20 protein-coding genes, 1 tRNA gene and 1 pseudogene are annotated in these 26958 nt (G+C 38.4%); 16 read left to right on the forward strand and 6 right to left on the reverse strand.

The features are described 5' to 3' along the window. The first annotated feature begins 35 nt into the window (after nt 1-35). Nucleotides 36-1583, forward strand: coding sequence for a protein kinase domain-containing protein (locus tag CA730_RS04135; RefSeq protein ID WP_096664343.1), 1548 nt, complete (start codon nt 36-38; stop codon nt 1581-1583). An 11-nt stretch (nt 1584-1594) separates the two neighbouring features. On the opposite strand, the gene CA730_RS04140 is transcribed toward CA730_RS04135, so the two are convergent. Further along, nucleotides 1595-1679, reverse strand: a tRNA-Ser gene (locus CA730_RS04140). 160 nt (nt 1680-1839) lie between these two features. Further along, entirely contained in the window at nt 1840-2535 is a 696-nt protein-coding gene (locus tag CA730_RS04145; RefSeq protein ID WP_096664346.1) for a M15 family metallopeptidase, read from the reverse strand. 778 nt (nt 2536-3313) lie between these two features. On the opposite strand from CA730_RS04145, the gene CA730_RS04150 reads away from it, so the two are divergent. The 3 genes and pseudogenes from CA730_RS04150 to CA730_RS04160 all read left to right on the forward strand — a co-directional run. Next, the gene (locus CA730_RS04150; protein ID WP_096664349.1) at nt 3314-5044 is read left to right on the forward strand and encodes an Hsp70 family protein; all 1731 of its coding nucleotides are present in this window, start codon (nt 3314-3316) and stop codon (nt 5042-5044) included. Between the two features lie 12 nt (nt 5045-5056). Beyond that, the gene (locus CA730_RS04155; protein ID WP_157749912.1) at nt 5057-6838 is read left to right on the forward strand and encodes a hypothetical protein; all 1782 of its coding nucleotides are present in this window, start codon (nt 5057-5059) and stop codon (nt 6836-6838) included. A gap of 128 nt (nt 6839-6966) precedes the next feature. After that, nucleotides 6967-7095, forward strand: a pseudogene (locus CA730_RS04160) (ISL3 family transposase); the annotation flags it as partial. 118 nt (nt 7096-7213) lie between these two features. On the opposite strand, the gene yidD reads toward CA730_RS04160, so the two are convergent. Continuing rightward, nucleotides 7214-7459 (reverse strand): membrane protein insertion efficiency factor YidD, encoded by a 246-nt coding sequence (gene yidD, locus CA730_RS04165; protein WP_096664355.1) that lies wholly within the window; start codon nt 7457-7459, stop codon nt 7214-7216. Nucleotides 7460-7510: 51 nt separating this feature from the next. Here yidD and CA730_RS04170 point away from each other — a divergent pair, with 51 nt between their 5' ends. From CA730_RS04170 to CA730_RS04205, 7 genes are all read left to right on the forward strand, one after another. Beyond that, complete coding sequence (locus CA730_RS04170; RefSeq protein ID WP_096664358.1) at nt 7511-8218, forward strand: diacylglycerol/polyprenol kinase family protein; 708 nt, start codon at nt 7511-7513, stop codon at nt 8216-8218. Between the two features lie 334 nt (nt 8219-8552). After that, nucleotides 8553-8930, forward strand: a complete 378-nt coding sequence (locus CA730_RS04175) for a CTB family bacteriocin (RefSeq protein WP_096664361.1) — start codon at nt 8553-8555, stop codon at nt 8928-8930. A gap of 663 nt (nt 8931-9593) precedes the next feature. Then, the gene (locus tag CA730_RS04180) at nt 9594-11102 is read left to right on the forward strand and encodes an HlyD family efflux transporter periplasmic adaptor subunit (protein WP_096664364.1); all 1509 of its coding nucleotides are present in this window, start codon (nt 9594-9596) and stop codon (nt 11100-11102) included. A 116-nt stretch (nt 11103-11218) separates the two neighbouring features. Next, the gene (locus tag CA730_RS04185) at nt 11219-13387 is read left to right on the forward strand and encodes a peptidase domain-containing ABC transporter (RefSeq protein WP_096664367.1); all 2169 of its coding nucleotides are present in this window, start codon (nt 11219-11221) and stop codon (nt 13385-13387) included. Nucleotides 13388-13458: 71 nt separating this feature from the next. Further along, a complete protein-coding gene (locus tag CA730_RS04190) occupies nt 13459-13785 on the forward strand; it encodes a hypothetical protein (protein ID WP_096664370.1) in 327 nt (108 codons plus the stop codon). An 886-nt stretch (nt 13786-14671) separates the two neighbouring features. Further along, nucleotides 14672-14869, forward strand: coding sequence for a hypothetical protein (locus tag CA730_RS04200; protein WP_096664376.1), 198 nt, complete (start codon nt 14672-14674; stop codon nt 14867-14869). A 365-nt stretch (nt 14870-15234) separates the two neighbouring features. Continuing rightward, nucleotides 15235-15414 carry a hypothetical protein gene (locus CA730_RS04205; protein ID WP_096664379.1) on the forward strand — a complete coding sequence of 60 codons (180 nt, stop codon included), beginning with the start codon at nt 15235-15237 and terminating at the stop codon, nt 15412-15414. Nucleotides 15415-15590: 176 nt separating this feature from the next. Here CA730_RS04205 and CA730_RS04210 read toward each other — a convergent pair whose 3' ends face one another. Further along, a complete protein-coding gene (locus tag CA730_RS04210; RefSeq protein WP_096664383.1) occupies nt 15591-16484 on the reverse strand; it encodes an alpha/beta fold hydrolase in 894 nt (297 codons plus the stop codon). A gap of 549 nt (nt 16485-17033) precedes the next feature. Here CA730_RS04210 and CA730_RS04220 point away from each other — a divergent pair. From CA730_RS04220 to CA730_RS04235, 4 genes are all read left to right on the forward strand, one after another. Next, the gene (locus CA730_RS04220) at nt 17034-21239 is read left to right on the forward strand and encodes a chemotaxis protein CheB (protein ID WP_096664389.1); all 4206 of its coding nucleotides are present in this window, start codon (nt 17034-17036) and stop codon (nt 21237-21239) included. 408 nt (nt 21240-21647) lie between these two features. Then, on the forward strand, nt 21648-22376 hold the full coding sequence (gene pyrH / locus CA730_RS04225) for a UMP kinase (protein ID WP_096664392.1): 729 nt from the start codon (nt 21648-21650) through the stop codon (nt 22374-22376). Further along, nucleotides 22363-22911 (forward strand): ribosome recycling factor, encoded by a 549-nt coding sequence (gene frr / locus CA730_RS04230; RefSeq protein ID WP_096664394.1) that lies wholly within the window; start codon nt 22363-22365, stop codon nt 22909-22911. Before pyrH ends, frr begins: the two co-directional genes overlap by 14 nt. A 183-nt stretch (nt 22912-23094) precedes the next feature. Then, nucleotides 23095-24213, forward strand: a complete 1119-nt coding sequence (locus CA730_RS04235) for a geranylgeranyl reductase family protein (protein WP_096664397.1) — start codon at nt 23095-23097, stop codon at nt 24211-24213. A gap of 71 nt (nt 24214-24284) precedes the next feature. On the opposite strand, the gene CA730_RS04240 is transcribed toward CA730_RS04235, so the two are convergent. Continuing rightward, nucleotides 24285-25370 (reverse strand): AI-2E family transporter, encoded by a 1086-nt coding sequence (locus tag CA730_RS04240; RefSeq protein WP_096664400.1) that lies wholly within the window; start codon nt 25368-25370, stop codon nt 24285-24287. A gap of 88 nt (nt 25371-25458) precedes the next feature. After that, a complete protein-coding gene (locus CA730_RS04245; RefSeq protein WP_096664403.1) occupies nt 25459-25650 on the reverse strand; it encodes a hypothetical protein in 192 nt (63 codons plus the stop codon). A 360-nt stretch (nt 25651-26010) separates the two neighbouring features. On the opposite strand from CA730_RS04245, the gene CA730_RS25420 reads away from it, so the two are divergent. Then, nucleotides 26011-26808 (forward strand): hypothetical protein, encoded by a 798-nt coding sequence (locus CA730_RS25420; RefSeq protein ID WP_231939971.1) that lies wholly within the window; start codon nt 26011-26013, stop codon nt 26806-26808. Nucleotides 26809-26958 lie beyond the last annotated feature (150 nt).

Consider the following 26958-nt stretch of genomic DNA (forward strand, 5'->3'; position numbering starts at 1 on the left):
TTAATTATTTGCTTATTTAAGACTGAAAAAACCCTATGTTAGCAGGAACAATTTTGCAGAATGGAAAATATACCATCCTCCAGGAGATAGGGCGGGGCGGATTTGGTGTTACCTTCAAAGCTATGCACCACTATTTAAATCAAGAAGTGGTGATGAAAACTATCAATGAAAGGTTGCGGCAACATCCCGATTTTCCCAAATTTCAGCGCCAGTTTCAAGATGAAGCCAGGAGATTAGCCGCTTGTGTTCATCCTCATATTGTCCGAGTCAGTGACTTTTTTGAAGAAGACAGTTTACCTTACATGGTAATGGAATATGTTCGTGGAGACACTTTAGGTACAGCATTTGTTTTACCAGGAATCCCCTTACCAGAAGCTACAGCCATTCATTATATCCGCCAAATAGGTGCAGCCTTACAAGTGGTGCATAATAACGGGTTGCTGCACCGAGATATTAAACCAGATAATATTATTTTGCGTCAAGGAACTCAGGAAGTAGTGCTAATTGATTTTGGCATTGCTAGAGAATTTAATAATGGGGCAAAGCAGACACACACAGGTTTAGTCAGTGAGGGATATGCACCCATTGAACAGTATTTAACCCAAGCACCACGCACAGCAGCTACGGATGTTTATGGGTTGGCAGCAACTTTATATGCACTTCTAACAGCACAAGTTCCCATACCTGCATTATTGCGTGATCGAGAACAAATGCCTTCTCCCCGTGAATTACAACCTCATCTGAGTGCGGCTGTTAATCAAGCAGTTAACCGAGGAATGGCTGTAGAACCACAATTTCGCCCCACCACAGTAGCAGAATGGCTGCAACTTTTACCAGAAAATAGGCTGGCTGTCACATCACCAAGTTTACCGACTCAAGCAATCCCTACTATTAATTTATCAGATTTACAATCAGAATATTCATCTAAAAAAGCTACTTTTCATCCCCTTTCGACACCATCAAAAATCGCCAACATTGGCAAAAAAACAGGTGTATCGAAGGGAATTATTAGCATTAGTATTGCTTTGGTTGCAGCGACCGCAGGTTTTAGCATGACGCGGATATTATCAAAACCCAATTTACAATCATCACCGAAACCATCTTTTGCACAATCTACTTATGAACCTATTCCACCTAAACCTGTTGTGGAAATATCACCATCATCTCCAAATCAAAAACTTCAAAATTCCTCATTCAATCAATCTGTACCCTTACCTCGTTTGCGGAGAAAACCTAAAAATCTTCGCGTTTCTCCAGAACCAACTCCTACCAGCAATTCTCAAGAAAAAGCACCTGAGAATCACAACTCTCAACCCACTCCAACTCCCGAAAATACAACAAAGAAATCAATACCAGTTGTGACTCCCTCACCATCCTTAATGGATACCCTGCGCGATTCTAAAGAATCCCAAAAAGCTTCTCCACCTCCAGAAAATACAGCACCAGAACCTCGTCCTGTAGTGACTCCACCCCAGGAATCTCAACCAGAAAGTTCTGCAGGTGTGGTAGTTCCCACTGTGGAAACCAACCCAAACCCAGCGTCGGAAATTCAGCAACAAAAGGAAGAAAAGCCGCAGTCATAACACAAATTCAACGGAGAGAGGGGGATTTGAACCCCCGTTGAGTTTCCCCAAAACGCATTTCGAGTGCGTCACCATCAACCACTCGGACACCTCTCCAAAATCAACTATGAAGTTTTACTTCACTAGTAGCGCCTACGATTATAACACAACAAGATTTAAAATTTCGGTATTCCTAAATTAAAGTATGAAATTGGAAGATTTAAAATCTCAAACTTTGCGCCTTTGTGTCTTTGCGCGAAACATAAATTCATATCACTTAACTTAATCTTCCATAACGTGCTTTCATCGCAGTTTGGGGATGAGATTGATTATATAACCAAGCCCACATTTGATCACCAAAGGAAAAATGCCACCATTCTCTAGGATTGCGTTGAAATCCAGCTTTTAACATAACATCTCGTAAGAGTTGACGGTTAGCATCATACTCTTGATGACTATGAGTATAATATTCTGGATGAGAGCGATCGGACATTTCATCAATAGGTGAACCCATATCCACAACTTCCCCAAAATCATTGACTAGGGTAATATCCACCGCAGCCCCTGTACTGTGGGGAGGAGGGGCGTTCATATCTAAACTAGGTACAGCCCAAATTTCATAAACCGCCTTCCATAAATCTTCCCGTTGCTGGGGTGATAATTCCTTTTCAGTCAACCCTCGTTCTCGCAACGCTTCCCCAAAACTGTAATCTACCATAAACTGCTGCACAGCCACAGGACGATAAGCATCAAATATTTGAATATACCAATTAGGACATAGTAATTGTAAATTATTTTGTGCCTGAATCAAATTTTCAACAACACTTTGGCGCAAATAATAAGGTGAATGTCCACCATAATTAGCACCTAACTTTTGATAAGGGTGAGGAGACTCCACCGCGAACAATTCTAGAGGAACCTTTACTAAAGGTTCACCACATTCAATAATGGGGATTTGGTGATAAGGTCGCATTTTAAGTAGGTTAGCAGTAATGTTAAAAGGCTGGATTTTTTTATTTATTTTAAATGACTATAAAGTATTATACAACTAAGTACTGTCAGTTCGCTCATTTTCAATAGACAACAGGAATTAAAGTCTTGAAGAAAAAGGAAGACAGAGATTTTGTTCTCCACAGAGCGAAGGAAGGATTGAAGCGGGAGAGGATTAGGGTATTATCAGGGGAGTTGAGGGGAAGGGGAATAAAACAGTGGAAATAAGTTCAGAGCGAATAGATGTCTAACACCTGGGTTTTTGTGCTGACACGGGTATAGAGAACTCGCTCTTTGTCCGTTGAGACTGTTTTGATAAATGCTGATTCTGGATATCTCCGGTGTCCACCAGGGGAACGGATACATTCTATTTTCCCTAAGTCAGCCCATTCTGCCGTTGTCTTAGGGTGATAACTAAATTGTAAACTTGTTCTGGGGTTAGGTATTTCATCTTGCCGTTCAATACGATTAACCCAAGTATACCCGTATTTCTCACGAATAATGTAATCGTAATTTGTATAACCCGGATAGAGAATCGGTTTCAGGCATTTTTTACGGGGTTTATTTTTGATGCAGTGTGAAACTCCAGAATCCAGATTTTATAAGGGTTTGAGAATTTTGGTGAGAAATCCGGGGTATACTACGTTATTTTGAGATTAAATCATTAGACCCTTCTTTCTGAACTTGCCATCAGGTGCAATCTATGATACAAAGAGATGGTGTAGGATATTACTTTCATAGTTTGTAGGAGATTAATTGTAGTGACCCTTGATAGCAAGAAGATCAAAGTTGTGGCAGCCATTGACTTTGGAACATCGCGTTCAGGCTATGCCTATGCCTTTAAAGACGATAAACGGGTTATCGGGCGCTATGAATGGGACAAACAACCCTTTCCGTACATCAAAACTTTGACGCAAAGCCTCTATAACGGCGATCGCAAATTGGAAACATGGGGATATGCTGCCTTATCCCGATTAGCGGAACTGCGTCAAGCCAAAAACGCTAAAGACTACAGCTTTTTTCCTACCTTTAAAATGGCACTGCGAGAAAGCCGTAAACGTACTGATGAAGGTCCCATTGCCACAGCTAACAACGGACAAGAATTTCCAGTCATTAACCTTGTAGCTGATTACCTCCGTCAACTAGGTGGATTATTGCGTAAAGAACTGGATAATGCTACCAGTGGTGAACTTAAAGATCACGAAATTCTTTGGTGTTTAACTATTCCTGCCATTTGGAAGGATGAAGAAAAATCTTTCATGCGTCGTGCTGCTATCAAAGCAGGACTAATTACTGACAGCGATGATGATCGGGAGCGCCTGTTACTGGTTCTCGAACCTGAAGCGGCCGCTATTTACTGTCAAGAAAAAGACCAAGCAGAACTAGAAGCTGGTAACCGCTTCATGGTTATAGATTGTGGTGGTGGTACTGTTGATATTACAGTCCATGAGGTTTCCCCGCATGGTGGTCTAGATGAAGCAACAGAAGGCAGTGGTGGAGCTTATGGTTCAACCTGTGTGGACAAAGAGTTTCGGGAATACTTGGTCACTAAATTGACGGCTCAAGCCTTGATGAGGTATGAAGAAGAAGACCCAGTTGGATGGTTAGAACTGATGGCAAACTGGGAACGGAAAAAGTGTGACTTTGACCCTACCACAACAGCCACAACTTATTTTGAAATTCCCAACCGACTCTACAAAATCCTCTCTAAAGACCATCCCCAGGTATTAGAACAACTTGCTGATGAACAGGAAGGCGATGATGAAAAAGTTCATCTTAGTAAAGAAACCATGCAGGGCTTTTTTGAGCCTGTATTGGATGGTCTGGTACGAAAAGTAAAAGAACAATTTGTCAGGCTAGATGATCGCGGATGTGACATTCTCTATGTGGTTGGTGGATTTTCTACATCCCCAGTTTTACGTCAACGGATTCAGAAAGAGTTTGGGAGTTGGATTAAGGTTGTTATGCCATCAGATCCGGGTGCTGCTATTGTCCAAGGGGCAGCTTCATTTGGTATCAATCCAGAAAGCATCCGCTCACGTCGTTCACATCTTACTTATGGTTGTCAAAGTTGTCAACCATTCGATGAAAAGTACGATTGCAATCAAAAAAGCAACCGACAATATTTAGAAGACCAAGGTGACTGGCATATTTTCAATCGTTTTAGATCTTTTGTATTGGCGGGTGAAAGTGTCGGTGTGAATGAAGTTGTCACTCATTCCTTCTACCCTGTAACTGCCGATCAAACAGTCATTAACTTTAAATTTTATGCAACGCGGAAACAGAATCCACGCTATGTCGATGAGTCGGAGATAGAAGAATTAGGTGAATTAGATGTTGATATTTCCTCAACAGTAGGAACACGCGATCGCCCTGTGGAAGTTTCCATGAATTTTGGTAAAACTGAGATTGCTGTCACAGCTATAGATATCAAAACAGGAAAAACTTACAACACTGCTTTGCGATTTTCTTCTACCTACTCGATTGAATAAGGAAGGTTATACATGATGGAATTTCAAGAGACAAATAACTCACAGCCAGAAACAAAAGAACAAGTTGAACAATTTCCAAAAGAGAAAAAAATTGGACTTATAGATCAAGGAAAAAATACATTAAAAAGTATGCTAGGTATGTCTAGAACAAACGAACAAATATACAACAAACTTCTGCTGGTTTATAACTGGTTATGTGCTATTTACGATGGGCAACCTGACACACAGTTTGAATATTCAGAGATAAAAGTGGCTTACGAAAATATTCAGCCAGCACTTAATTTAATCAACAGATTATTAGATGATAAAGAGAAATTGCGCCAACAACTAACTGAAGAAGAACAAGATAATGAATCGCTAAATCGTGAAAATCGTAAATTAGAGAAAATCTGTCAAGACTGGGATAGAGACTACAAATCACTAAATAAAGAACTTGCTAGGATTACCGCAGAGAGAAACAATTTTTCTCTTTTAATAGGAAGGTATCAAGGACAAATTGAAACTCTTCAGAAAGAATTGAATAATAAAATAAGTAATTACCATCAACAAATTGATAGAAAGAATGAGGAAATTGAAACTCTCAAAAAAGAGAATCAAACGATAGTTCAAAATTTAGCTGAATTAGAAGCAAGCAAGGGCAGACTTTTAACACAACTAGCATCTGTCAAACAAAATACAGGAACTCATTACGATGGAACAAGCGATCGCCCCCAGCATCATGTATTGACAGGTGAATATAAAACTCTCAAAGAGCAATATCTTGATCCTTTAGCAAATAGCTTGTTTACATTGATGGCAACAAGCAACCCAGAACTCAAGCAACAGCGTCGAGAAAAAGTCAATGATATTAAAGCTGATATCTCGGCTATTGTTCTGATTGGTGGACAGGCAATCATGCGAGGAGAAAACACAATTTCAATAGAATTACTATCAGGAATGCTAAATGAAATGCTAAACTTGTTTTCTCAGAAGCTAGGAATATTTGATATACAAGGTCAATTATCACAAGTTTCAGAACTGCTGACAAAAGCAGCAAATATCGCACAGGGAAAAGTTCAATATCCTGTTCCTGGCAAATGGCAAGAAGACGACTTTAAGCAAACTATAAGAGAATTGAGCGATCACCTTTGTCAAAAACTCCACCTTAATTTTACATCTCTAAACCAAGATATTCAAACTGAAATCCAGCAATCAATTAACAACGCTTTAATATTTCTGCAACGTGCTAACCTTGCAGATCCACCAGCTTTTCTGAGTCTCGAAAGTGAAGGTGTGCCTTTCCATTTCAATTATCACGAAGCCGCAAAAGGGTACGATGATGAGGGAAAAATCATTAAAGCAATTTATCCTGTTTATCTTGTCAATTCTGAAGTAAAAGTGAAAGCAATTGTTATCACTGAAACAACAACAACAACTGGTCAAAGAAATCCAGATCCTGCACATAATAGTATCAGATATGAAACATTATCCCCAACAGAACCACCATCAAATCCACCTGCATCTGTGACAAAACTTTCGGAGATTAGTGAAGATGAAAAAGAAAAAATGATTGCCCAGGGAATGCTACAAGGAAAACGTGAAACTCTCATTAAAAATGTGAAAACTAGATGGATTGATAATGCCGATTATTCATATTATGGTGGTGATAAAGATTCAGATAATGAATTACTAGAAAAGTTAGCAAACATCACCAATATTGAGGTAATTGAACAATTGGAAGATGAATTGATTATAATTAAATATTTTGGCTCTCGCGGTACTTTTATGGTGGAAACTCAAATAACTAAAATTTAGTACCTAAAATTTATATTCATTAAGTCTCAGACTTCAATAACAGCAAGAAATTACAAGATTTTAAATATGTTCAGATAGCAATGATGATATAATGATAATTATAAAACACAAAAGTTTTGGTGATAGCTATGAAATTTTCTGTAGATCAAATTCTCAATCTCCCAGATATGAAAGTGTTAGATTTTCAAGAAATCGAAGGGGCAGGAATAATTATAACAATAGAAAAAGCTGTTAATAATTCTACTTGCCCATCCTGTGAAAAAACGGCTCTTGCGTCTCTTTTATGGTGATTGAGGATTGATGATAACAAAATCCTTACGGGACAAGTTACTTATCAAAGTATCCGTGTAATCCAGTAATCCCTTAAATCCGTGATCACTCTTCATCTTCACAACAAGATTTTGCTTTCGCATCTGGAACAGGATCATAACCTCCTGGATGAAAAGGATGACAGCGTAAAATCCGTATAATAGCCATCCAACTACCACGCAATACCCCAAACCGTTCAAGCGCTTGAATCGCATACATAGAACAAGTAGGTTGAAAGCGACAAGTGGGGGGAAACAGAGGAGAAATCAAGAAGCGATAACCCTTAATTAGCCAAATCAATAATATTTTCATATCCAAAGCTCATAAAGTAGAATTAAAGTTAAAAATACCTCTATTCTCTCATTGTTTAACACATTCCTCAGCTTAGAAACCCTTTCCCCATTGTCGCTGCAAATTGCCCCCGCTGCGGCTTGGGTAGGATTAATTATCTGCATTGCTTGGGTAGTTAGTCGTTTTACTGATAGCGAACCAGAAATCATTCGTAAAATCGTGCATATTGGCACAGGTAACGTTATTTTAATTGCTTGGTGGTTAGATATTCCCCCTTATGTGGGAATTACATCTGCAATTTTTGCGGCTATTATCACCTTATTATCTTATCAATTCCCCATTCTTCCTGGTATTAATAGCGTCGGTCGTCAAAGTTTAGGAACATTTTTCTATGCTGTGAGTATAGGTGTTTTAGTGGGTATTTTTTGGTATTTACACCAACCAGAATATGCAGTTTTAGGAATTATGACTATGGCTTGGGGAGATGGATTGGCTGCTTTAATTGGGAAACGCTTTGGCAAACATAAATATATAGTTTTTGGTTCTCAAAAAAGCTGGGAAGGTTCTTTAACAGTTACTTTAATTAGTTATTTGATTTGTGTAACTCTTTTACTGGTTACTCAAGGTAATATTTGGCAAACTTGGATAGTTTCCTTAATTGTCGCCGTAATTGCAACTATTTTAGAGGCATTTTCTTTTTTGGGCATAGATAATTTAACAGTTTCTATCGGTAGTGCTACCTGTGCTTATCTATTAAATCAGCTACTCTCTCGTTACTGAATAATTCCTGATATAGAAAAATGATTTTTCTAAAATTAGAGATATCTAAAAACATAGATATTTAATTCTCTGTTGAGTAGAAATCCGAATAAATTCATATATTCAGAGTTTTCTGTAAAAACAACAAATATACATTGTGCAGATTTTATGTGAGCTAGGATTAATCTTTTAATAATACTATTCTAGTAATTAAAAACTATTTTGTCTCTACTTTTAGAGGTAAATTTGCAAACTTTGTTTTCTACCCGTAGGTTTATGAATTCTTAGGCAATAATGCTTATAGTTGAGTTGTTAGGTGATGGAACGCCTAATTACGTAAGTGAGGCTAATAATTTTGTTAAATCAAATCAACGCATCCGATTTGCTTGTTGGTTTATCTGATCAACAACAAGAAGTAGTGACTGGTGGGGCTGACTTTGAACTAGCTGCTAGTAACTATGCTAACAAGGGATCGCTCTTAATGGGATCAAGCGTATCCGGTCCTCAAGGTAGCAGTGCTACTTCCGCAGGTAAGTCTAATACCATCCTGACTGCGGGACAAGATTTCTTAGGTTTAGGTGCAGAGCTTCCTGCTGGTGTCGGAGCTTTAGGTCCAGCCGTATTACCAAGCGACGGTGGCGGTGGCGGCGGTGGTGCTGCACCTGCAATTGCCACTCCATTACCTCTACCTCTAGTTGCAAACTCAGGTGGAACGGGAGCGATTCTTGCCTAAGTATGGGCTAGTAAGCCCATAACAATACCTGCGCCATTTTTTTGTAGGTTGGGTTGAGCGGAGCAAAACCCAACGCACTTGTTAGGTTTCAATGCTATTGATCCGTGAACGTAAATGTTCCACAATCCAACCTACAAATCAAGGTTTTTTCAATTTGGCAAAAATATTGCTATAAGTTTCCTAATTTCCAAGCAGGACTCAACTAGTACGGCAGAGGGGAACTGAAAATAAATAACAAAAACATCACCAAAGCAAATTACGCCAGCTTTTTAGAGATTTTTAATGGTTAGTTATTTTCGCCGCTCTCCATTGCTAGTCAACAACTTTTTTAGACAATAACGGGGGTTAGAGGAGATGAGAATAACTTGCTCAACGTAAGTGAGGACTTTGAGAAAGTTTGATTTTTCTCCCCTATTTTCTTCACGGTTAATCCGCTTCAAAGATTTGAGAAAGGCAATTCCCACAACTAGGGCATAACTATCTCTAACCCCTTCACTAAATTATAACCGATGATCAAATTAATTTTCACAATGTGAATAGAGAAATTTAATTGTTTTTATTTCTGTCAATTTATTACCTAAGATAGTTACTTTGCCGCTGCATGGTAGTAGTAACTTCTATCTTAGGTGAGACTATTTTAGTCCTAATCAAAGGTGTAATACCGTGAACTCCTTACAGAGTCAAAATAACAATTCTCCCTATAATTTAAATAACTCGACTACAGAGGATTTGCATATACTAGAAGCTAATGAGTTTCTCCCCCATATCGGTAAATGGATTCATATCGGTGGGGGGGTAATGATTAGTATGTTTGTAGTGGCTGTGAGTCTTACTTCTGTTCTCTATTACAACATCACAGTTAAAGTCCCTGCAACTATCCGACCATTGGGAGAATTACGGTTAGTTGAATCTGCAATGACTGGAACTGTCAAAAGAATTGTCGTCAAAGAAGATCAGCTAGTAAATAAGGGAGAAATCATTGCTTATATTGATGACTCCCAATTGCAATCTCAAAAAAGACAACTGCAAAATACTATCGAGCAGAATCAATTACAACTTATTCAAATTGATGCTCAAATTAATCAAATCAATACTCAAATAATTGCTCAAATCAACTTAAATAACCGCACCATTGTAGCTGCACAGGCTGAATTAAATGGAACTGAACGCAACTATAAAGATCAGCAAATTAAAGCCAGTACAGAAATGATGCAAGCTCAAATAGCGATAACTTTAGCAAAAGAGCAACTAGCGAGATTACAAAAAGAAAAGGTATTAATAGCCACTGTACAAGAAGCAGAAGCAGGTTTAAAGCTGGCTATATTACAGCGCGATCGCTTGGAAAATATAGTTGCATCAGGAGCAATATCTCGCAATCTAATTGAGGAAAAAGAACAAGCTGTTAAATCGGCTCAAGCTAAATTAGAACAAGCTAAATCTACTACTAAGAATCTCCAAGAAGAAAAAGAACAAGCTGTTAAATTAGCTAAAATAAACTTAGAAAAAGCCAAAATTGCCGTTAATCCCAGTAATGCAAATGTAACGGTGGCTTTGGAAAGAATTAACCAAGAAAAGTCTAAAGGTGAAGGTAATTTAGCCGCTTTAAAAAAAGAGAGAGAGCTATTACTTCAACAACGGTTAGAATTACAAAAACAACAAATTCGCACTCGTCAAGAATTACAACAAATAGAAAATGAGTTGAATAAAAGTGTAATTCGCTCCCCAACAAATGGCACACTAATGCAACTCAAACTTCGCAACCCTGGACAGGTTGTACAACTTAGTGAGGCTCTTGCTCAAATTGCTCCTATGGATGCTCCCTTAATCATCAAAGCTCACGTTTCTGCTAAAGATATTGATAAGGTAAAAACAGGTCAAGCAGTTCAAATGCAAGTTTCAGCTTGTCCCTATCCAGACTATGGAACTCTCAAAGGAATTGTGAAAACAGTTGCCCCTGATATTCTAGCAACTACACAAAATAACTCTATGATCAGCTCACCCCAAGTAGCTAATTACGAAATCAATATTGAACCACAAAGTCTATTTTTAGGAAAAGGTAATCATTTATGTTATCTCAAATCTGGCATGGAAGGACGTGCTGATATTATTTCCCGTCAAGAAACTGTACTACAATTCATCCTCAGAAAAAGCAAATTAATCACCAATTTATAATTCAATACATTTCTAAAACCATAGGTTTTGTTAGGCGAAAGTACAACCCAACCAAAGTGTTAATAAAGTGGGGTTTCCTTTTGTCAACCCAACCTACTCAACTCCTCTTACTAATTATGCTTAATATCTTCAAATCTCATCAGAATTATCAGTGTGTTTTACAGTTAAGCGAAGAAGACTGTGGAGCAGCTTGTTTAGTTTCTATTACCAAACACTATGGACGCTTTTTAAGTATGATTAAAAGTCGAGAAGCTGTTGGTACTGGGCAATTAGGAACAACATTATTAGGGTTAAAAAGAGGTTCAGAAAATCTTGGTTTTAATGCTAGAGCCGTCAAAGCTTCTCCAGAAATTGTAGACAGAATTACGGAAATTACATTACCTGCAATTATCCATTGGCAAGGCTATCATTGGGTTGTGTTATATGGTAAAAAAGGAAAAAAATATGTTATTGCTGATCCGGCTGTTGGACTTCGTTATCTGACAAAAGAAGAATTAACCAATGCCTGGAATGGGGTAATGCTCTTATTAGAGCCAGATCCAGACCGCTTTTTTGAACAACCCCAAGAACAATCAAAAGGTGGGATAACGCGATTTTTTCGCCGCATTTTACCCTATCGTGGGTTGCTAACTCAGGTTTTAATGATTAATATTGTCCTGGGTTTACTAGCTTTGGGAACTCCTGTTTTAATCCAATTATTAACAGATGATGTTCTCGTGCGTGGAGATGTACAATTACTCACTGTTGTAGTTTCCGCTGTTGTTGTTATGAGTTTATTTGGTGGAGGTTTACAAGTATTTCAAGCCTTAATGATTTCTCATTTTGGACAAAGATTACAACTAGGTTTAGTTCTAGAATTTGGTCGTAAACTTCTGCAATTACCCTTAAATTATTATGAATCCCGTCGAAGTGGGGAAATTACTAGCCGACTACGAGATATTGGAGAAATTAACCAATTAGTATCACAGATTGTGATTGTTTTACCTAGTCAGTTTTTTATTGCTTTAATTTCTTTTTCTTTAATGTTATTTTATAGTTGGCAATTGACAATAGCCGTTTTATTAGTTGCTGGTTTAATGACTGTATCTACTTTACCTTTTTTACCTATTCTGCAACAAAAAACCCGCAGTCTTTTGGTCTTAGGAGCAGAAAACCAAGGTGTTTTAGTAGAAACATTTAAGGGCGCACAGGTAATTAAAACTACAAATGCTGCTCCTCAATTTTGGGATGAATTTCAAAGTCGGTTTGGTCGTCTGGCTAATCTGGCTTTTAGCACAGTGCAAATAGCAATTATCAATGGGACTGTCGCTAAAATTATATCTACAATTGGTGGTGTTATCTTGCTGGGAATGGGAAGTATGTTGGTCATTAAAGGCAATTTAAGTATTGGACAAATGTTAGCTTTTAATGCCTTACAAGTTAATGTTTTAGCTTTGATTAACTCATTAGTTGGTTTTGTTGATGAATATTTTCGTTCCCAAACGGCAGTTTCTCGACTATTAGAAGTCATTGATGCCACACCGGAAGTAGTAGGAGGAAGTCAAAAACCAACTGCACAAATTTCTAGTGTGGCAGATATTAATTGTTCCCATCTCCAATTTCATCATGCAGGTAGAGTTGACTTATTAGATGATTTTTCTCTTCAGCTTCCTGGAGGAAAAACCATTGCTTTAATTGGTAAATCTGGCTGTGGTAAAAGCACTTTAGCTAAATTATTAGCTGGTTTATATGTCCCAGATTCTGGTAATATTCGCATTGGCTTTTTTAATATCCAAGATATTGCTTTAGATTGTTACAGACAACAAGTAGTTTATGTTCCCCAAGAACCTCATTTTTGGAGTCGGACAATTTTGGAAAACTTCCGTTTGGGTACACCTAATATTTCTTTTGAAGACATAGTTCAAGCTTGCGATATTGCTGATGCTGATGGTTTTATTAGTCAATTACCTAATAAGTATCAAACCGTTTTAGGAGAATTTGGCGCAAATCTTTCCGGTGGACAAAGACAAAGATTAGCGATCGCTCGCGGCATTCTCACAAATCCACCTATACTGATTTTAGATGAAGCTACAGCCGGATTAGACCCTATGAGTGAAGCTCATGTTCTAGATCGTCTTTTGGAACATCGCATAGGTAAAACCACAATTTTAATTACCCATCGTCCTAGTGTCATTCATCGTGCTAATTGGATTGTTCTCATCGAAAAAGGTCAAGTCCAAATTCAAGGAACTCCGGAGACATTCCTCTCAAAACCTGGAGAGCATTTACAGTTTTTAACTGTATAAATGAATATTGTCAAAGTTTTTATCGCCCTATTAATTAACCCAAAGTAGTTACTTATGCAAGGAGTAATAATATGCCTAAAAATACTCGATTGACTCATTCTCAATTATTTAGATATCTTTCTGATACAGAACAAGAATCTTTAATTGGTGGGCAAATATCTCCTATGTTAGGTCTATTAGCTGAAAGTAAGTTATTCTTCCAACAAACCGATCTGGAAACTGAAGGAAAAAGTGATTTAAAACTGGCTTCAGGTGATTCTACTTCACAAACCACTAAATATAAATTTTCTCAACTCACTATGGCACTTTCTTTCACATTTGGGTTGCTAACAATTATTCCCAGTAGTGATAAATTGAGTAATTTATTACCAAATCTTCTAAATAATTTGTTTTCATAAAATAGCTGGATTTAAACTTAAATATCTTCTTGTAGAGACAGCTTTATTTTCTGCTCTACATTTTTTGTTGTCTGAGTTAATAAATAACTTTTTTTAATAAAGAATAGCATTTTCTATTTTCAATTAGGGGAACAAAAGAAAAAACATGAGCTAAAAGAGAGAAATTTATCTAAATATATATATGACCTAAGATCAATTTAAACTCTAAAAACTTTATAACTACAGGATCATTTATTTCCCATAATCAATAGTTATAAAAGAAGCATAGGTGTTATTCACCTATTCATAAATTGAGGCTAACAATCATGTCATATGAAAATATTAGATCTGATTTACTCGTGGAGTTATCCACAGAAGAACAACAGCTTCTGTCTGGCGGACAACGACCTGGACGACAACGACCAATAATCTGCACTCGCTATCGTCCCTATAAACGAAGAAGCAAAAAATCTTCTGGGACCGATATTGATATTGATGTCGACATTGATGATAGTGATTCCTAGAGATATTAACTGGAATAAACCCACAAATTGGGTAGCCATTTAATTTCAACCTGGCATTTGGGGAAAAAGAAAGCTGATATAACTAACTCAAAATAATTAATTTTTGGAAGGTTTTGTGTAGTCTCGGATGTTCTCTTTCACATACTATTAATTGAACTCCTATAGACAACAATTATCTTTCTCTTTTTCCCCTAATTAAAAGTGCTGATAACGGAAAAGTAACTGCCATTTTTTAATTCATACTTTTAGTTTCTTTATTTATAACTTTAGGAGAATAAAATCTTCTCAAAATACATTTACAAATAGAAGATAGGATTACACACAGCTAACTATGTTGTTTATTTAAGTGTGTAAAGTTTAACCTATTAATTGAGGTAAAAATCATGTCAAATCAAAACATCAAATCTAACTTGCTTGTAGAACTATCCGCAGAAGAACAACAGCTTTTATCTGGAGGATGTTGTCAGTCTCCCCCTTCCTCTTGTCGTAAACCTAAAAAATGTGGCGGAGACTATGATGAACCTACACCCTATTCCAGAGAAGATAGCTATCCTGATGATAACGGCAACTGTGATGATTAATACTCTTTCTCAATAAGCAAAATATCTAAGTCGGCTATCTTTGATAGTCTTAGTTTTTCAAAGTTGTCATTATAGGGTGAGGAGAAATTTGCAGATAAATTCCTTAATATCAAGCATACACAGTATCTTAGCTCTGCGAAAATTCGGGCTTAACTTTCTCCTCTCTCCTTTTTTTAGATAAGGCTTTAAAATTGTAGTAGTCTGTCTCTAGTCAGAAAATAAATTTATTTATTTTCATCAAAAGATATAAGTTATCAACTAATATTTCTAACTATAGAATCATTAAATTGATCAAAAATATATTTATAAAAGTAAACATGGTTGTACAAAACCTAGCAAAAAATTAATTGAGTTCAACAATTATTATGTCAAACCAAAATATTCCATCTCAAAATATCCCATCTGATTTAGTTGTAGAACTATCCGTAGAAGAACAGCAACTTCTATCTGGTGGTCATGGTGGCTGGCGTGGTGGCCGGCATGGTGGCTGGCATGGTGGCTGGGGTGGTGGCTGGCGTGGTCATCGTCGCCACGGATGGTGGTAAGTTAGCCTAGGCTACAAAATCAGTCTTAATAGTTTAAAGTTAATTTCTCTGAAGTTGCTTTTTTCTGTACTACTGTACTAGTGCCGCCGGGCGTAAATCAATCAACCATTAAAAATTTCTGAAAAGCTTGTGTAATCAGCTTTTTTTATTTTTAATGGCTGATTTTTAATTCCGCCCTACGGTACTAGTAGTTCACCAATCCAATCGAGTAAAATCGGATTTACTAACTCAGGAGCTTCATCTTGAGGACAATGTCCTACACCTTCTAAAGGAATGAACTTTTGAACTTGGGGAAAATTGGCTAACTCTTTACCTAAATTAATAGGTTCCCAAGGGTCAGCCGTTCCCCATAAAATAATCACTGGACAAGATAATACAGGTAATAAGTCTTCCGGTAAAGGTCCACTAGAATAAGCAGTAAAAGCCAAAAATACAGCCGCAGCCCCAGGATCTTTGGCCGGTGTCATCAAAATATCAACTAACTCATCTGTTACTGCTTCCCCGTTAGCATAAGCCTGTAAAAGAATATTTTTAACAGTTTTTGGTTGAGCTAATTGGCTAAAAAAGAAATCACCTACAGACTTAATAGCTAAAAAGTTTTGCAGAATTGGCGCACCAAATCGCTTCAGCCAAGGTAAAGTAACGCGTTTGCGATCATGTAATAACCGCAAAGAACAATTTAATAAAGCCGTTCCCAAAGCCATATCTGGATTAATTATTGCAGCTTGCATAGCGACAATACAACCAATAGAATTACCTACCAAAAATGCAGGTTCACCCACCACTTCCCGACAAAAATCTGCTACTTGTTCTCCCCAAGTTTCTAAGGTATAGGTAATTTCTCCTGGTTTGGGTTTAGCTGAACCCCCAAAACCAATTAAATCAATTGCATAAACTCGGCAATTTGCGGCTAAAGCTGGAATATTTTTGCGCCAGTGTCCCCAGGATGCACCAAAACCATGTATCAGAATTACAGCGGGTCCTGTATTCCCTTGAGTTTGGTAACAAATAGGAAAACCTTGCCAAGTCCAGATTTCTGTAGAAGTAAATGTCTTTGTATCAGCTTGCATGGGAAATATTATAATGATAATTGATTTTAAAAAAATTAGGGCTTACGCATTGACAAAGTTTTCTAAATATGTAATGTGGATTTTATCTCTTGTAGGGTGCGTCAGACCCAATAATTTGGTAAAAAACAGATTTCCTCTATCTGACGCACCCTACTCAATAAGTTATTCCCAAAGCCGAAAACGACGCAATTTCGTTCATTCATATGATGGTAAGTTAGTGAGCGTGCGTAAGAGAACTCCACAAAAAAATGATCCAATTTTGTGGGATGGGCATCCTGCCCGTCCTTGATGATTAGCGGGCAAGATGCCCGCACCACAAGAAATTTTGGGATATTTTTTTAATTGGAAGTCTCACTGGCTTTAGCCGCTGAGATTCTGTTGATAGATTTAGATTAGGGAGTACCCAAAGTCCCACTACTTATTCTATATCTTCTCAAAAATAGTTTGTTTATACGTATATCATGAAACCTATATGTTGCTAAATTAAATCTAGGAAGGTAAAATTTCCGTTACTCAATTCATATCCCGGACTTTAATCGGGTGCATAGTATGAATACTCGGCGGTCTACTAAGAAATCTCCAGCTAATAATCCTACTCCTCAAGCATCTCCCCAACAGCAGAGAACAGAGGAACATTTATTTCCCATTGTCGGCATTGGTGCTTCTGCGGGTGGCTTAGAGGCATTTACCCAACTATTGAACCATCTACCAATAGATACTGGCATGGGATTTGTGGTGATACAGCATTTAAGTCCCAATCAAAAAAGTATGTTGCCGGATATTCTTTCCCGGACAACCCAAATGCCCGTATGTGAAGCCCAAGACGGGCTAAAAGTACAACCGAATCATGTTTATGTGATTCCGTCTAATGCCACCATGACCATTGACCAAGGCACTCTAAAACTCAATCCTCGTGAAAAAACTCGCGGTTTGGCGCTGACTGTTGATAGTTTCCTGTTGTCTTTAGCAGATGATTTAGGCGACAAAGCCATTGGCGTGATCCTGTCGGGGGGTAATGAAGATGGTACAAAGGGTTTAGAAAGCATCAAAGGTGCAGGAGGCATTACCTTTGCCCAAGCTGAAGAACCGGGGATGATTAGTACCATGCCCAATACTGCGGTAGCTTCTGGTTATGTGGACTTTATCCTCACTCCCCAACAAATTGCTGAGAAACTAGTAAACATTAGCTCTCATCCCTATATTAAAGAATTAGAACCAGTTCCAGTAAGTGAAGTCGTCACCGAAGCAACAGATCCTTTATTAACTATTTTCCAGATCCTCCGGGCGGCTACTGGTGTTGATTTTACCTATTACAAGCATACTACTTTGAAGCGGCGAATTCAGCGCCGGATGATGTTATATAGATTAGATAATCTGGAAGATTACATTTATTTTCTGCAAACTCACCCGGTTGAAGTCAACGCATTATATCAAGATGTATTAATTACTGTCACCAGTTTTTTCCGAGATCCAGAAGCATTTGCAGCTTTAAAAACTAAAGTATTTCCAATGCTGATTAAGCATCGTAAAGCTGATGATCCTATCCGTATATGGATAGCAGGATGTTCAACTGGTGAAGAAGCCTATTCTATAGCTATCTGCTTAATAGAATTTTTAACGAATCAGGGAATGAATATCCCCATCCAGATTTTTGCGACAGATGTGAATGAAATAGCGATAGAAAAAGCGAGAATTGGCATTTATAAACCCAACCAAATAGCAGATATTTCTCCCGAACGATTGCAACGTTTTTTTGTGCATACAGAGAGTGGCTACCAGATTAGCAAATTAGTCCGAGAACTGTGTGTTTTTGCCAAACAAAACCTGATTAATGATCCGCCTTTTTCTCGATTGGATCTAATTAGTTGCCGCAACGTCCTCATTTATTTGAGTGGTGCTATCCAGAATACAATTCTACCAATCTTCTATTATGGTCTTAAACCTACAGGCTTTTTGATGTTAGGTACATCAGAAACAGTGGGGGAATTTTCTGATCTATTTACTGTAGTGGATAAAAAGTACAAGATATATGGTCGAAAAATAACATCTGAACCATTGGCAATTCAGATCATCCCCAGTCACAAACCACTAGACAGTCTCAAACCGCAAATACCAGTTCGTGAGCAGATTTCGTGGAGTGATCTAGAAATACAGAAACAAGCCGACAGGATTGTGTTAAACCAATTTGCTCCTGTAGGTGTGGTTGTTGATAAGAATTTAGAAATTTTACAATTCCGAGGTCGAACAAGTCTCTATTTAGAACCAGCGCCAGGTATACCCAGTTTTAATTTGCTGAAAATGGCCAAGGAAGAATTACGCTTAGATCTACGGACTTCTATCCATCAAGCTAAACGGCAACGGACAGCAGTTAGAAAAGAAGGGATAAAAATTATCAGAAATGAGTTACTTAGGCTGGTGAATATTGAGATAATTCCTTTTCAAATGGTTAGTCATGAGGAAGAAGATTTATTTTTAGTTTTATTTGTGGAATCATCGCCAGCAATTACTTTTGTGCCGGCATTAAATAGCGATATTGAATCTGTACAGGAGCGAAATAACAGTTATGCTAAAGAAATTGCTGATCTACAACAGGAATTAAAAACTAATAAAGAGTATCTGCAATCAATTATTGAAGAACAGCAAGCTTCTAATCAAGATTTGAAAGCAGCGAATGAGGAAATACTTTCTAGTAATGAAGAGTTGCAAAGTACCAATGAGGAATTACAAACAGCTAAGGAAGAAATTCAGGCTACTAATGAAGAATTAAATACTATTAATGATGAACTGCAACGGCGGAATATTGAATCTAATCAGGTAAGTAATGATTTACAAAATCTCCTGAGTAGTATTAATATTTCTATCCTCATGTTAGGTAGTAATTTACAGATTCGCCGCTTTACTCCAGTGGCAGGGGTAATATTTAACTTGATTTCTTCCGATGTGGGCAGACCATTAAGTGATATTAAACATAAGTTAAATATACCAGATTTAGAAGCCCAAATTCTAGACGTAATTAGCACTCTGAATTTTAAAACTCAGGAAGTGCAAGACCAGGATGGTCATTGGTATGATTTACGCATTAGACCCTATCGGACAATAGATAACAAAATTGATGGCGCTGTGGTAGTTTTGGTAGATATTGATGAACTCAAACATAGTACAGATCAACTCAGAGCATCCCGTGATTATTCAGAAGCAATTGTGGATACTGTCCGCCAATCTTTAGTGGTGCTAGATACAGATTTACGGGTGGTTACGGCTAATCAGTTTTTCTACGACACATTTAGGGTAGTGCGAGAAGAAACAGAAAATCGCCTGATTTCTGAAATCGGTAATGGACAGTGGGATATTTCTCAATTGCGATCACTCTTAGAACATGTTATCACCCACCAAACCCAGTTTCAAGATGTGGAAGTTGAGCATATTTTTGAGCAAATCGGCCTCAAAGTTATGCGCCTCAATGCCCGACGAATGCCGCAAATAGGTGAGCAACTACTGATTCTCCTAGTAATTGAGGACATTACTCAACAGAAGCAGTTTGAAGCAGAACGGATTCACCTCCTAGAACAAGAACAGTCAGCCCGGACTGCCGCAGAAACAGCCAACCGCGCCAAAGATGAGTTTTTATCTATTCTCTCTCACGAATTGCGAAACCCCCTCAATTCCCTGCTAGGGTGGTCAAGGTTGTTGCTTCATAAAAAGCTTGATGAAGCTAAGACTGAACAAGCATTATCATCCATTGAACGGGCTGCCCAAGCTCAAAACCTGTTAATTATGGATTTATTGGATGTTTCCCGAATTAGCAGTGGTACTATGCGTCTGGATGCCCAGCCTGTAAAGCTGATTTCTGTGATTTCGGCAGCTATGGAAGTAGTGCATTTGTCCGCAGAGGCAAAAAATATTCAAATTCAATCAAGACTAGATCCTAGTTCCAAAACTGTAGTCGGAGATCCGATCCGCTTGCAACAGATAATTTGGAATTTACTTTCTAACTCGATTAAATTTACTTCCCCAGAAGGCAGAATTGATATCAGTTTAGATTACAGTGATTTTCAAGCTGAAATTCAAGTTAAGGACACGGGTAAAGGTATTAGTCTTGACTTTCTCCCTTATGTATTTGACCGCTTCCGTCAATCTGATGGTAGTAAAACCAAGTCAAATGCTGGTTTGGGGCTAGGGCTTTCCATAGTGCGTCATTTGGTAGAACTTCACGGTGGTACAATCACAGTCACCAGTGCAGGTGAGGGTCAAGGCTCAACTTTTACAGTTAGGCTACCTCTGCAAACTAACCAGAAAGCCACCGATATAGCCATAGAACCCCCTACTCCCCCTACCTCCCCTACCTCCTCTACCCCCCCTACCTCCCCATCTTTAGCCGGTGTGCGAGTGCTGATTGTAGATGATGAACCAGACATCCGCGAATTATTCCGAATAGTCTTGGAGGAATGTGGCGCTGAAGTCACAGAAGCCGTATCGGTGAGAGAGACTTTATCAATATTCAGAGATCATCCGGGTGGCTACGATGTACTTGTATCTGATATTGGTCTGCCAGAAGAAGATGGTTATATGCTGATTCGTCAGATCCGGCAGCTAAGTCCCGAAGCAGGTGGGCAAATTCCCGCTGCTGCGCTGACTGCTTATACTGGAGAAACCGAGGAAACAGCCGCTTTAGCCGCAGGATTTCAAATCCATATTAGCAAACCCATAGAACCGGATCAATTAGTCTCTGTGGTTGCTGCTTTGGCTGGTAGGTAAGCAGTAAGCAGGGAGCAGGGGAGGCAGCTGACAGGTGTAGGTTTTTTACATTCTGGTGAGGGCAAGACTTGGGCGACAAGGTGGACAAGGTGACAAGGGAGGAAAACCCTACAGGATGATGTTTTTTGGCAACAATAACACACCGTTAAAAGACTATTGTGCGGATAAAATCTTCCTTGTCTACGTTCCCTCCAAGTCTTCCCAGTCTTGCCTTCACAGACAATATTAAAAACCTACCCTTGTGAGAGGGGAGGCAGGGGGAGAATTATATTTTTCTTTCTTCTTCTTTCTTCTTTCTTCTTTCTGAACTTCTGAACTTCTGAAGACAACCTAAATAGACACAGATAGTCACTCTACTGCTATCTTAAATTGGAGGCAATTGCAACTTTTTTGATAAAGCGGAACTTCATGGGAACGAATTACCGACGGGTTTTACTTAAACTGAGCGGTGAAGCCTTAATGGGCAACTTAGGCTATGGCATTGACCCAGAAGTGGTCGAGGAAATAGCCAAGGAAATAGGAGAGGTGATAGCCAGTGGTGTGCAGGTAGCCATCGTGGTTGGCGGTGGCAATATTTTTCGAGGCATTAAAGCAGCATCAGCAGGTATGGATCGGGCAACCGCTGACTATATCGGGATGATTGCCACGGTAATGAATGCCATGACCCTGCAAGATTCTCTAGAACGAATGGGAATTCAGACAAGGGTGCAAACGGCGATCGCTATGCAAGAACTAGCAGAACCATATATTCGCCGTCGTGCCATCCGTCATCTTGAAAAAGGCCGGGTGGTAATTTTTGGCGCAGGTTCAGGGAATCCCTTCTTTACTACAGATACCACTGCGGCCTTAAGAGCGGCAGAAATTGAAGCAGAAGTGATTTTCAAAGCGACTAAAGTAGACGGTATTTACGATGCTGACCCCAAACTTTATCCTGATGCCAAGCGTTTTACCACCCTTACCTACGCCCACGTTTTGGCTAAAGATTTGCGAGTTATGGATAGTACCGCAATTGCTCTATGTAAAGAAAATAATCTCCCCATTTTAGTATTTGACCTCACGGTGCGAGGTAACATCCACCGGGCAGTCATGGGAGAATCTATTGGCACTCTTGTGGGAGGTTCTTGTGAAATTAGCTGAAGCTGAGAGTACGATGCAAAAAACCGTTGAGTCTACTCAACGAGCTTTTAATACAATTCGTACTGGTCGCGCCAATTCGAGTTTATTAGATAAAGTCCAAGTGGAGTATTACGGTACACCAACATCCTTGAAATCTCTGGCAAACATTACCACGCCAGACTCTTCAACCATCCTGATTCAGCCCTACGATAAGGGCAGCTTAAATATCATTGAAAAAGCTATTTCTCTGTCGGACGTGGGCTTAACTCCCAGTAACGACGGCGTTGTGATTCGGTTGAATATTCCCCCACTAACCAGCGATCGCCGGAAAGAATTTGTTAAACTTGCGGCCAAGTATGCCGAAGAAGGTCGTGTAGCAATTCGCAATATCCGCCGAGATGCTATCGAGTCCATTCGCAAACAGGAAAAAAGTGCGGAAATCTCCGAAGATGAATCACGAGATCAGCAAGACAAACTCCAAAAACTGACCAACAAGCACACAGAAAAAATAGACCACTTGTTTGCAGAAAAGGAAAAAGAGATCACCACTGTGTAACTTGAAGGGACTAAGGACTAGGGACTGAGGGTTGGGAACTGGGGATTGGGAAATCAGGGAAAAATAATTTCTTTTCCCAATCACCAAACTCCATTTACTAAAAATTGATAAAAAAAACTCATAACCCCTTATATATACTGAAAAATCAACTAAGTTAAGATAGAACGCAAAAAATTAGCCATTATGTACGACTGCATTATCGTTGGCGCAGGTCCTGCTGGGGGAACAGCAGCATATCATCTAGCCAAAAAAGGACGCTCAGTCTTAGTCTTAGAAAAAGAATCCCTACCCAGATATAAGCCCTGTGGCGGTGGTGTGTCACCTAGCGTAGCTCAATGGTTTGACTTTGACTTTAGCCCTGCTATCTCTACCAAAGCTGACTCTTTGCGCTTTACCTGGCAATTAAGCGATCCCGTAGAAGCAAAAATTGACACCAAAGAACCCGTTTGGATGGTGCGGCGGGATATTTTTGATCATTTCCTGATCCAACAAGCTCAAAATCAAGGGGCTGAACTACGAGACAACACAGAAGTTACAGGGATAGAATTTAAAAACGATGCTTGGCAAGTTACCACAGCCACAGGAATAGTCACTGGTCGTTATCTCATCGCCGCTGATGGTGCAAAAGGTCTAATGGCTAAATGGCTAGGGTTTAAAGACCGCAAACGCCGATTGGCCGGAGCATTAGAAGCAGAAATTCCGGCAATTGTCGAGAAAAAAACCACAATTCACTTTGAGTTTGGCTTAATCAAAAACGGCTATATCTGGAACTTCCCCAAAACTGATTGTTATTCTATCGGAGTCGGCACTTTTATGGGTGGCGAACCCCAAGACTTTAAGAAAATTTTAGATGAATATGCCAAATCTTTTAATTTAGATATCAAAACTAGTAAACAATACGGTCATCCTCTATGTATTTGGGATGGAAACCAAAAACTCCATACCCAAAATGCAGTTTTAGCTGGAGAAGCAGCTTGTGTAGTTGACCCCTTTACCGCCGAAGGTATTCGTCCCTCTATTTTTAGCGGTGTTCTGGCCGCAGGGTTTATTCACGATGCTTTAAATGGTGATATTAACGCTCTAGAAAACTATACCAATGCCATTAACGAACAATGGGGAAATGATATGGCTTGGGCGCAAAAACTAGCAGGGGCATTTTATCGCTTCCCTGGTATTGGCTACAAAGTTGGTGTCAAACGTCCCTCTGGCGCTCAAATCATGGGTAAAATCCTCTGTGGAGAATTGCGCTATGGTGATGTCGCTGATCGCGCCTTAAAGCGATTAATTCCTGGTTTTGGTTGATATAGCAGGAGTCAGAAGTCAGAAGTCAGGAGTTTATAAAAAAGAAACAAGAAAATATCTTTTATGAACGCCTAAACTTCATCATGAATATCGGAATATTCTTCAACTATCACTAATTCCGTATGATTTTCTTCATCATTATTCCATTGGTCTAAAACATCTTTAATCAATACTTCTTGTACCCAAATTTTGGCAACAACCGTCAGAGGAAGTGCTAAAAATAATCCTAAAAATCCAAAAAATGTCACAAAAAATAACTGAGAAATTAAAGTCACGGCTGGTAGTAAAGATACTTGATGTGCCATAACTACAGGCGTGATGAAATTGCTCTCAGCCTGTTGAATAAAAAAGTAGAGAATAAAAACAGCAACAGCTTTCCAGGGATTATCTAAAAGAGCGATCGCCATTGCTGGGACTACACTCATAGTTGGACCCAAATTAGGAATTAAATTCATAAATCCCGCTAACACGGACAAAGCTAGTGCAGCCTTCACTCCTAAAATTGATAAACCCACCAAACTCATCAGCCCTACCACCAAAACACCAATAGAAGCACCAGTCACCCATCCTCCTAAAGAAACTTCACATTCCTGTACAATCCCCCCTACCCGCCGCCGATAAAAGGAGGGAAATATGCGAATAAATACTTTTTGATAAGCATCAGGATTAACTAAAAACATTCCTGTTAACACCAGGACTAATAAAATTTTGAGAACAACTTCTAACGATCCAGAAACAAAAGCAAAAGAATTACCTAAGAGGCGATTAAATAGCGGTTGGGCTTGTTCAATTAAACTATTTAGATCCGGTATATAAGGTAATAATTGTGCAGGAATATGAGTTCTTTGGACATCAATCCAACTATTCAAACGCCCAAATCCTTGGGGAACTCTATAGGTAAGTTCATGAAATTGCTGGACAAAGGGTGGTACAATCAACCAGAAAAAACAGACAACACCAGCAAAGAAAATCCCTACAGCTAATAAAACTGCTAATCCTCGTTTTATTCCTAAACTTTGAAAGCGTCGGGCGAGACGATTTAAAGTCGTCGCTAAAACAACCGCCGCAAATATTAGTAGCAGAACATCACGAAGTTGCCACAATATATATAGAGATATAACTAAGGCAATTAAACCTATCCATTGACCAAGGTTCACAAGCAAGACTCCCAGCTTGGTAAAATGCTTTTTGATGACAATGCAGTTAGGTTAGCTGATTTTAGCAACACTGACTATATTTTTCTTGTTAATTTTGCTTTTGTCTTGGTATTCGCCACAGTAGAGCGATCGCCATAATTATAGTTGGTGATAAAATCATAATTAACACATTTGTCACCGTTGCGGGAATCCATAAAAATGGAGCAGCATATTTAATTAATATGGAGATCAAAGTCGAAAATAATAGCAACTTCAGCAAGAATCCCAATTGATTTTCCATAACAGTGCGGGAAACACATAATTTTATAGGGTATATACCAAATAATAACTGAAAATAATAAATCTTTATCTCGTTCCTAGTCTCTGACTAGGAATGCAGTTGATGAGGCTCGGCTCTGCCTCCATCTTATCTCATTGAAGCCAGAGCCTTATCTTATTCATTCCCAGGTCTCTGACTGGGAACGAGATATACCAGATAAAAAATATTGTGTTGTCGTAGGGGTTTAGCAATGCTAAACCCTTACCAATTTTGCATGAAGTATCTGGATAAATACTTAATAAATGTTTAAAAATAAAGGGTAATGTTTACAGTATGATAAAGTATAATCATGCCTAGTTGAATATAGATTAAAGAAATAGTATGAACTTTAACCCTAGTCAACCTTTTGTGACCGCAATTATTCGTATTTTTGGTGCTGCTGCTCCTATTGCTGTTAATAAGATTAGAAGCAATCCTGCTATTATCAAGATGTTGCAGGATTTTAACTTTGATCAAACAGAACATCCACAACAGAATTTTGATATTATTTATGCTTGTGCTGTTATTAAATATGACCAATCTAAAACTGAAGATCAATGGAATGACTCAGACATAATAGCAGAACTTTTTCTAAAAGATGCAATTAAAAAAGCTTTCGACAAGAGTTTTTATAAAGAAGATAATCAAATATTTAAAACTTCTTTAAATGAGATTTTTGGATGGACAGACACAGAGAAAGAATTAGGTTGGAATACTTTAGGAAAGAAAATAAAAAAATTAAATATTGATTTAGATCAAGAGTTAGAAGAATTTAAAAATATTTTTATAGATTTAGTAAGACTAAGTGGTAAGCCATTAGAGATACTTAGCCATCAAAAAATTGAGGAAATAGGGAAAGATACACAGGAAATAAAAGAAATATTAAACAAATTAATTGCTTCTCAAGACAAGCAGACAATTTCATATACCTATCCACCAGAATTTCAATCACTAATCACCGAAAAAATCAAATCCTTCTGCGGTCGCGGATTTGTATTTGCTGCCTTTGAAAACTTCATCAACACCAATAAAAAAGGCTATTTTACAGTTATCGGTGATGCAGGAATGGGTAAAAGTACCATCGCTGCAAAATACGTTTTTGAACATAAAACAATTTGTTATTTCAACAACTTACAATAAAATCGTAATAGTCCTGAATTATTTCTGGAAAGTATTCGTAAACAACTCATTAACCGCTATCAATTAATAAATGTTGACAAGGATGATTTATCAACATTACTGGTGAAAGCTACTGAAATAGGACTTACGCAAGTGTCACACTAAAAATCT

The sequence above is a fragment of the Dolichospermum compactum NIES-806 genome (genome assembly GCF_002368115.1).
Taxonomy (GTDB): Bacteria; Cyanobacteriota; Cyanobacteriia; order Cyanobacteriales; family Nostocaceae; genus Dolichospermum; species Dolichospermum compactum.

Excerpts from the sequence above, each read along its gene's own strand:
- CA730_RS04210 (WP_096664383.1), bottom strand. The coding sequence starts at position 16,484 with ATGCAAGCTGATACAAAGACATTTACTTCTACAGAAATCTGGACTTGG.
- CA730_RS04135 (WP_096664343.1), top strand. The coding sequence starts at position 36 with ATGTTAGCAGGAACAATTTTGCAGAATGGAAAATATACCATCCTCCAG.
- CA730_RS04155 (WP_157749912.1), top strand. The coding sequence starts at position 5,057 with ATGATGGAATTTCAAGAGACAAATAACTCACAGCCAGAAACAAAAGAA.
- CA730_RS04145 (WP_096664346.1), bottom strand. The coding sequence starts at position 2,535 with ATGCGACCTTATCACCAAATCCCCATTATTGAATGTGGTGAACCTTTA.
- CA730_RS04235 (WP_096664397.1), top strand. The coding sequence starts at position 23,095 with ATGTACGACTGCATTATCGTTGGCGCAGGTCCTGCTGGGGGAACAGCA.
- CA730_RS04190 (WP_096664370.1), top strand. The coding sequence starts at position 13,459 with ATGCCTAAAAATACTCGATTGACTCATTCTCAATTATTTAGATATCTT.
- yidD (WP_096664355.1), bottom strand. The coding sequence starts at position 7,459 with ATGAAAATATTATTGATTTGGCTAATTAAGGGTTATCGCTTCTTGATT.
- CA730_RS04185 (WP_096664367.1), top strand. The coding sequence starts at position 11,219 with ATGCTTAATATCTTCAAATCTCATCAGAATTATCAGTGTGTTTTACAG.
- CA730_RS25420 (WP_231939971.1), top strand. The coding sequence starts at position 26,011 with ATGAACTTTAACCCTAGTCAACCTTTTGTGACCGCAATTATTCGTATT.
- CA730_RS04205 (WP_096664379.1), top strand. The coding sequence starts at position 15,235 with ATGTCAAACCAAAATATTCCATCTCAAAATATCCCATCTGATTTAGTT.
- CA730_RS04220 (WP_096664389.1), top strand. The coding sequence starts at position 17,034 with ATGAATACTCGGCGGTCTACTAAGAAATCTCCAGCTAATAATCCTACT.
- CA730_RS04245 (WP_096664403.1), bottom strand. The coding sequence starts at position 25,650 with ATGGAAAATCAATTGGGATTCTTGCTGAAGTTGCTATTATTTTCGACT.
- pyrH (WP_096664392.1), top strand. The coding sequence starts at position 21,648 with ATGGGAACGAATTACCGACGGGTTTTACTTAAACTGAGCGGTGAAGCC.
- CA730_RS04200 (WP_096664376.1), top strand. The coding sequence starts at position 14,672 with ATGTCAAATCAAAACATCAAATCTAACTTGCTTGTAGAACTATCCGCA.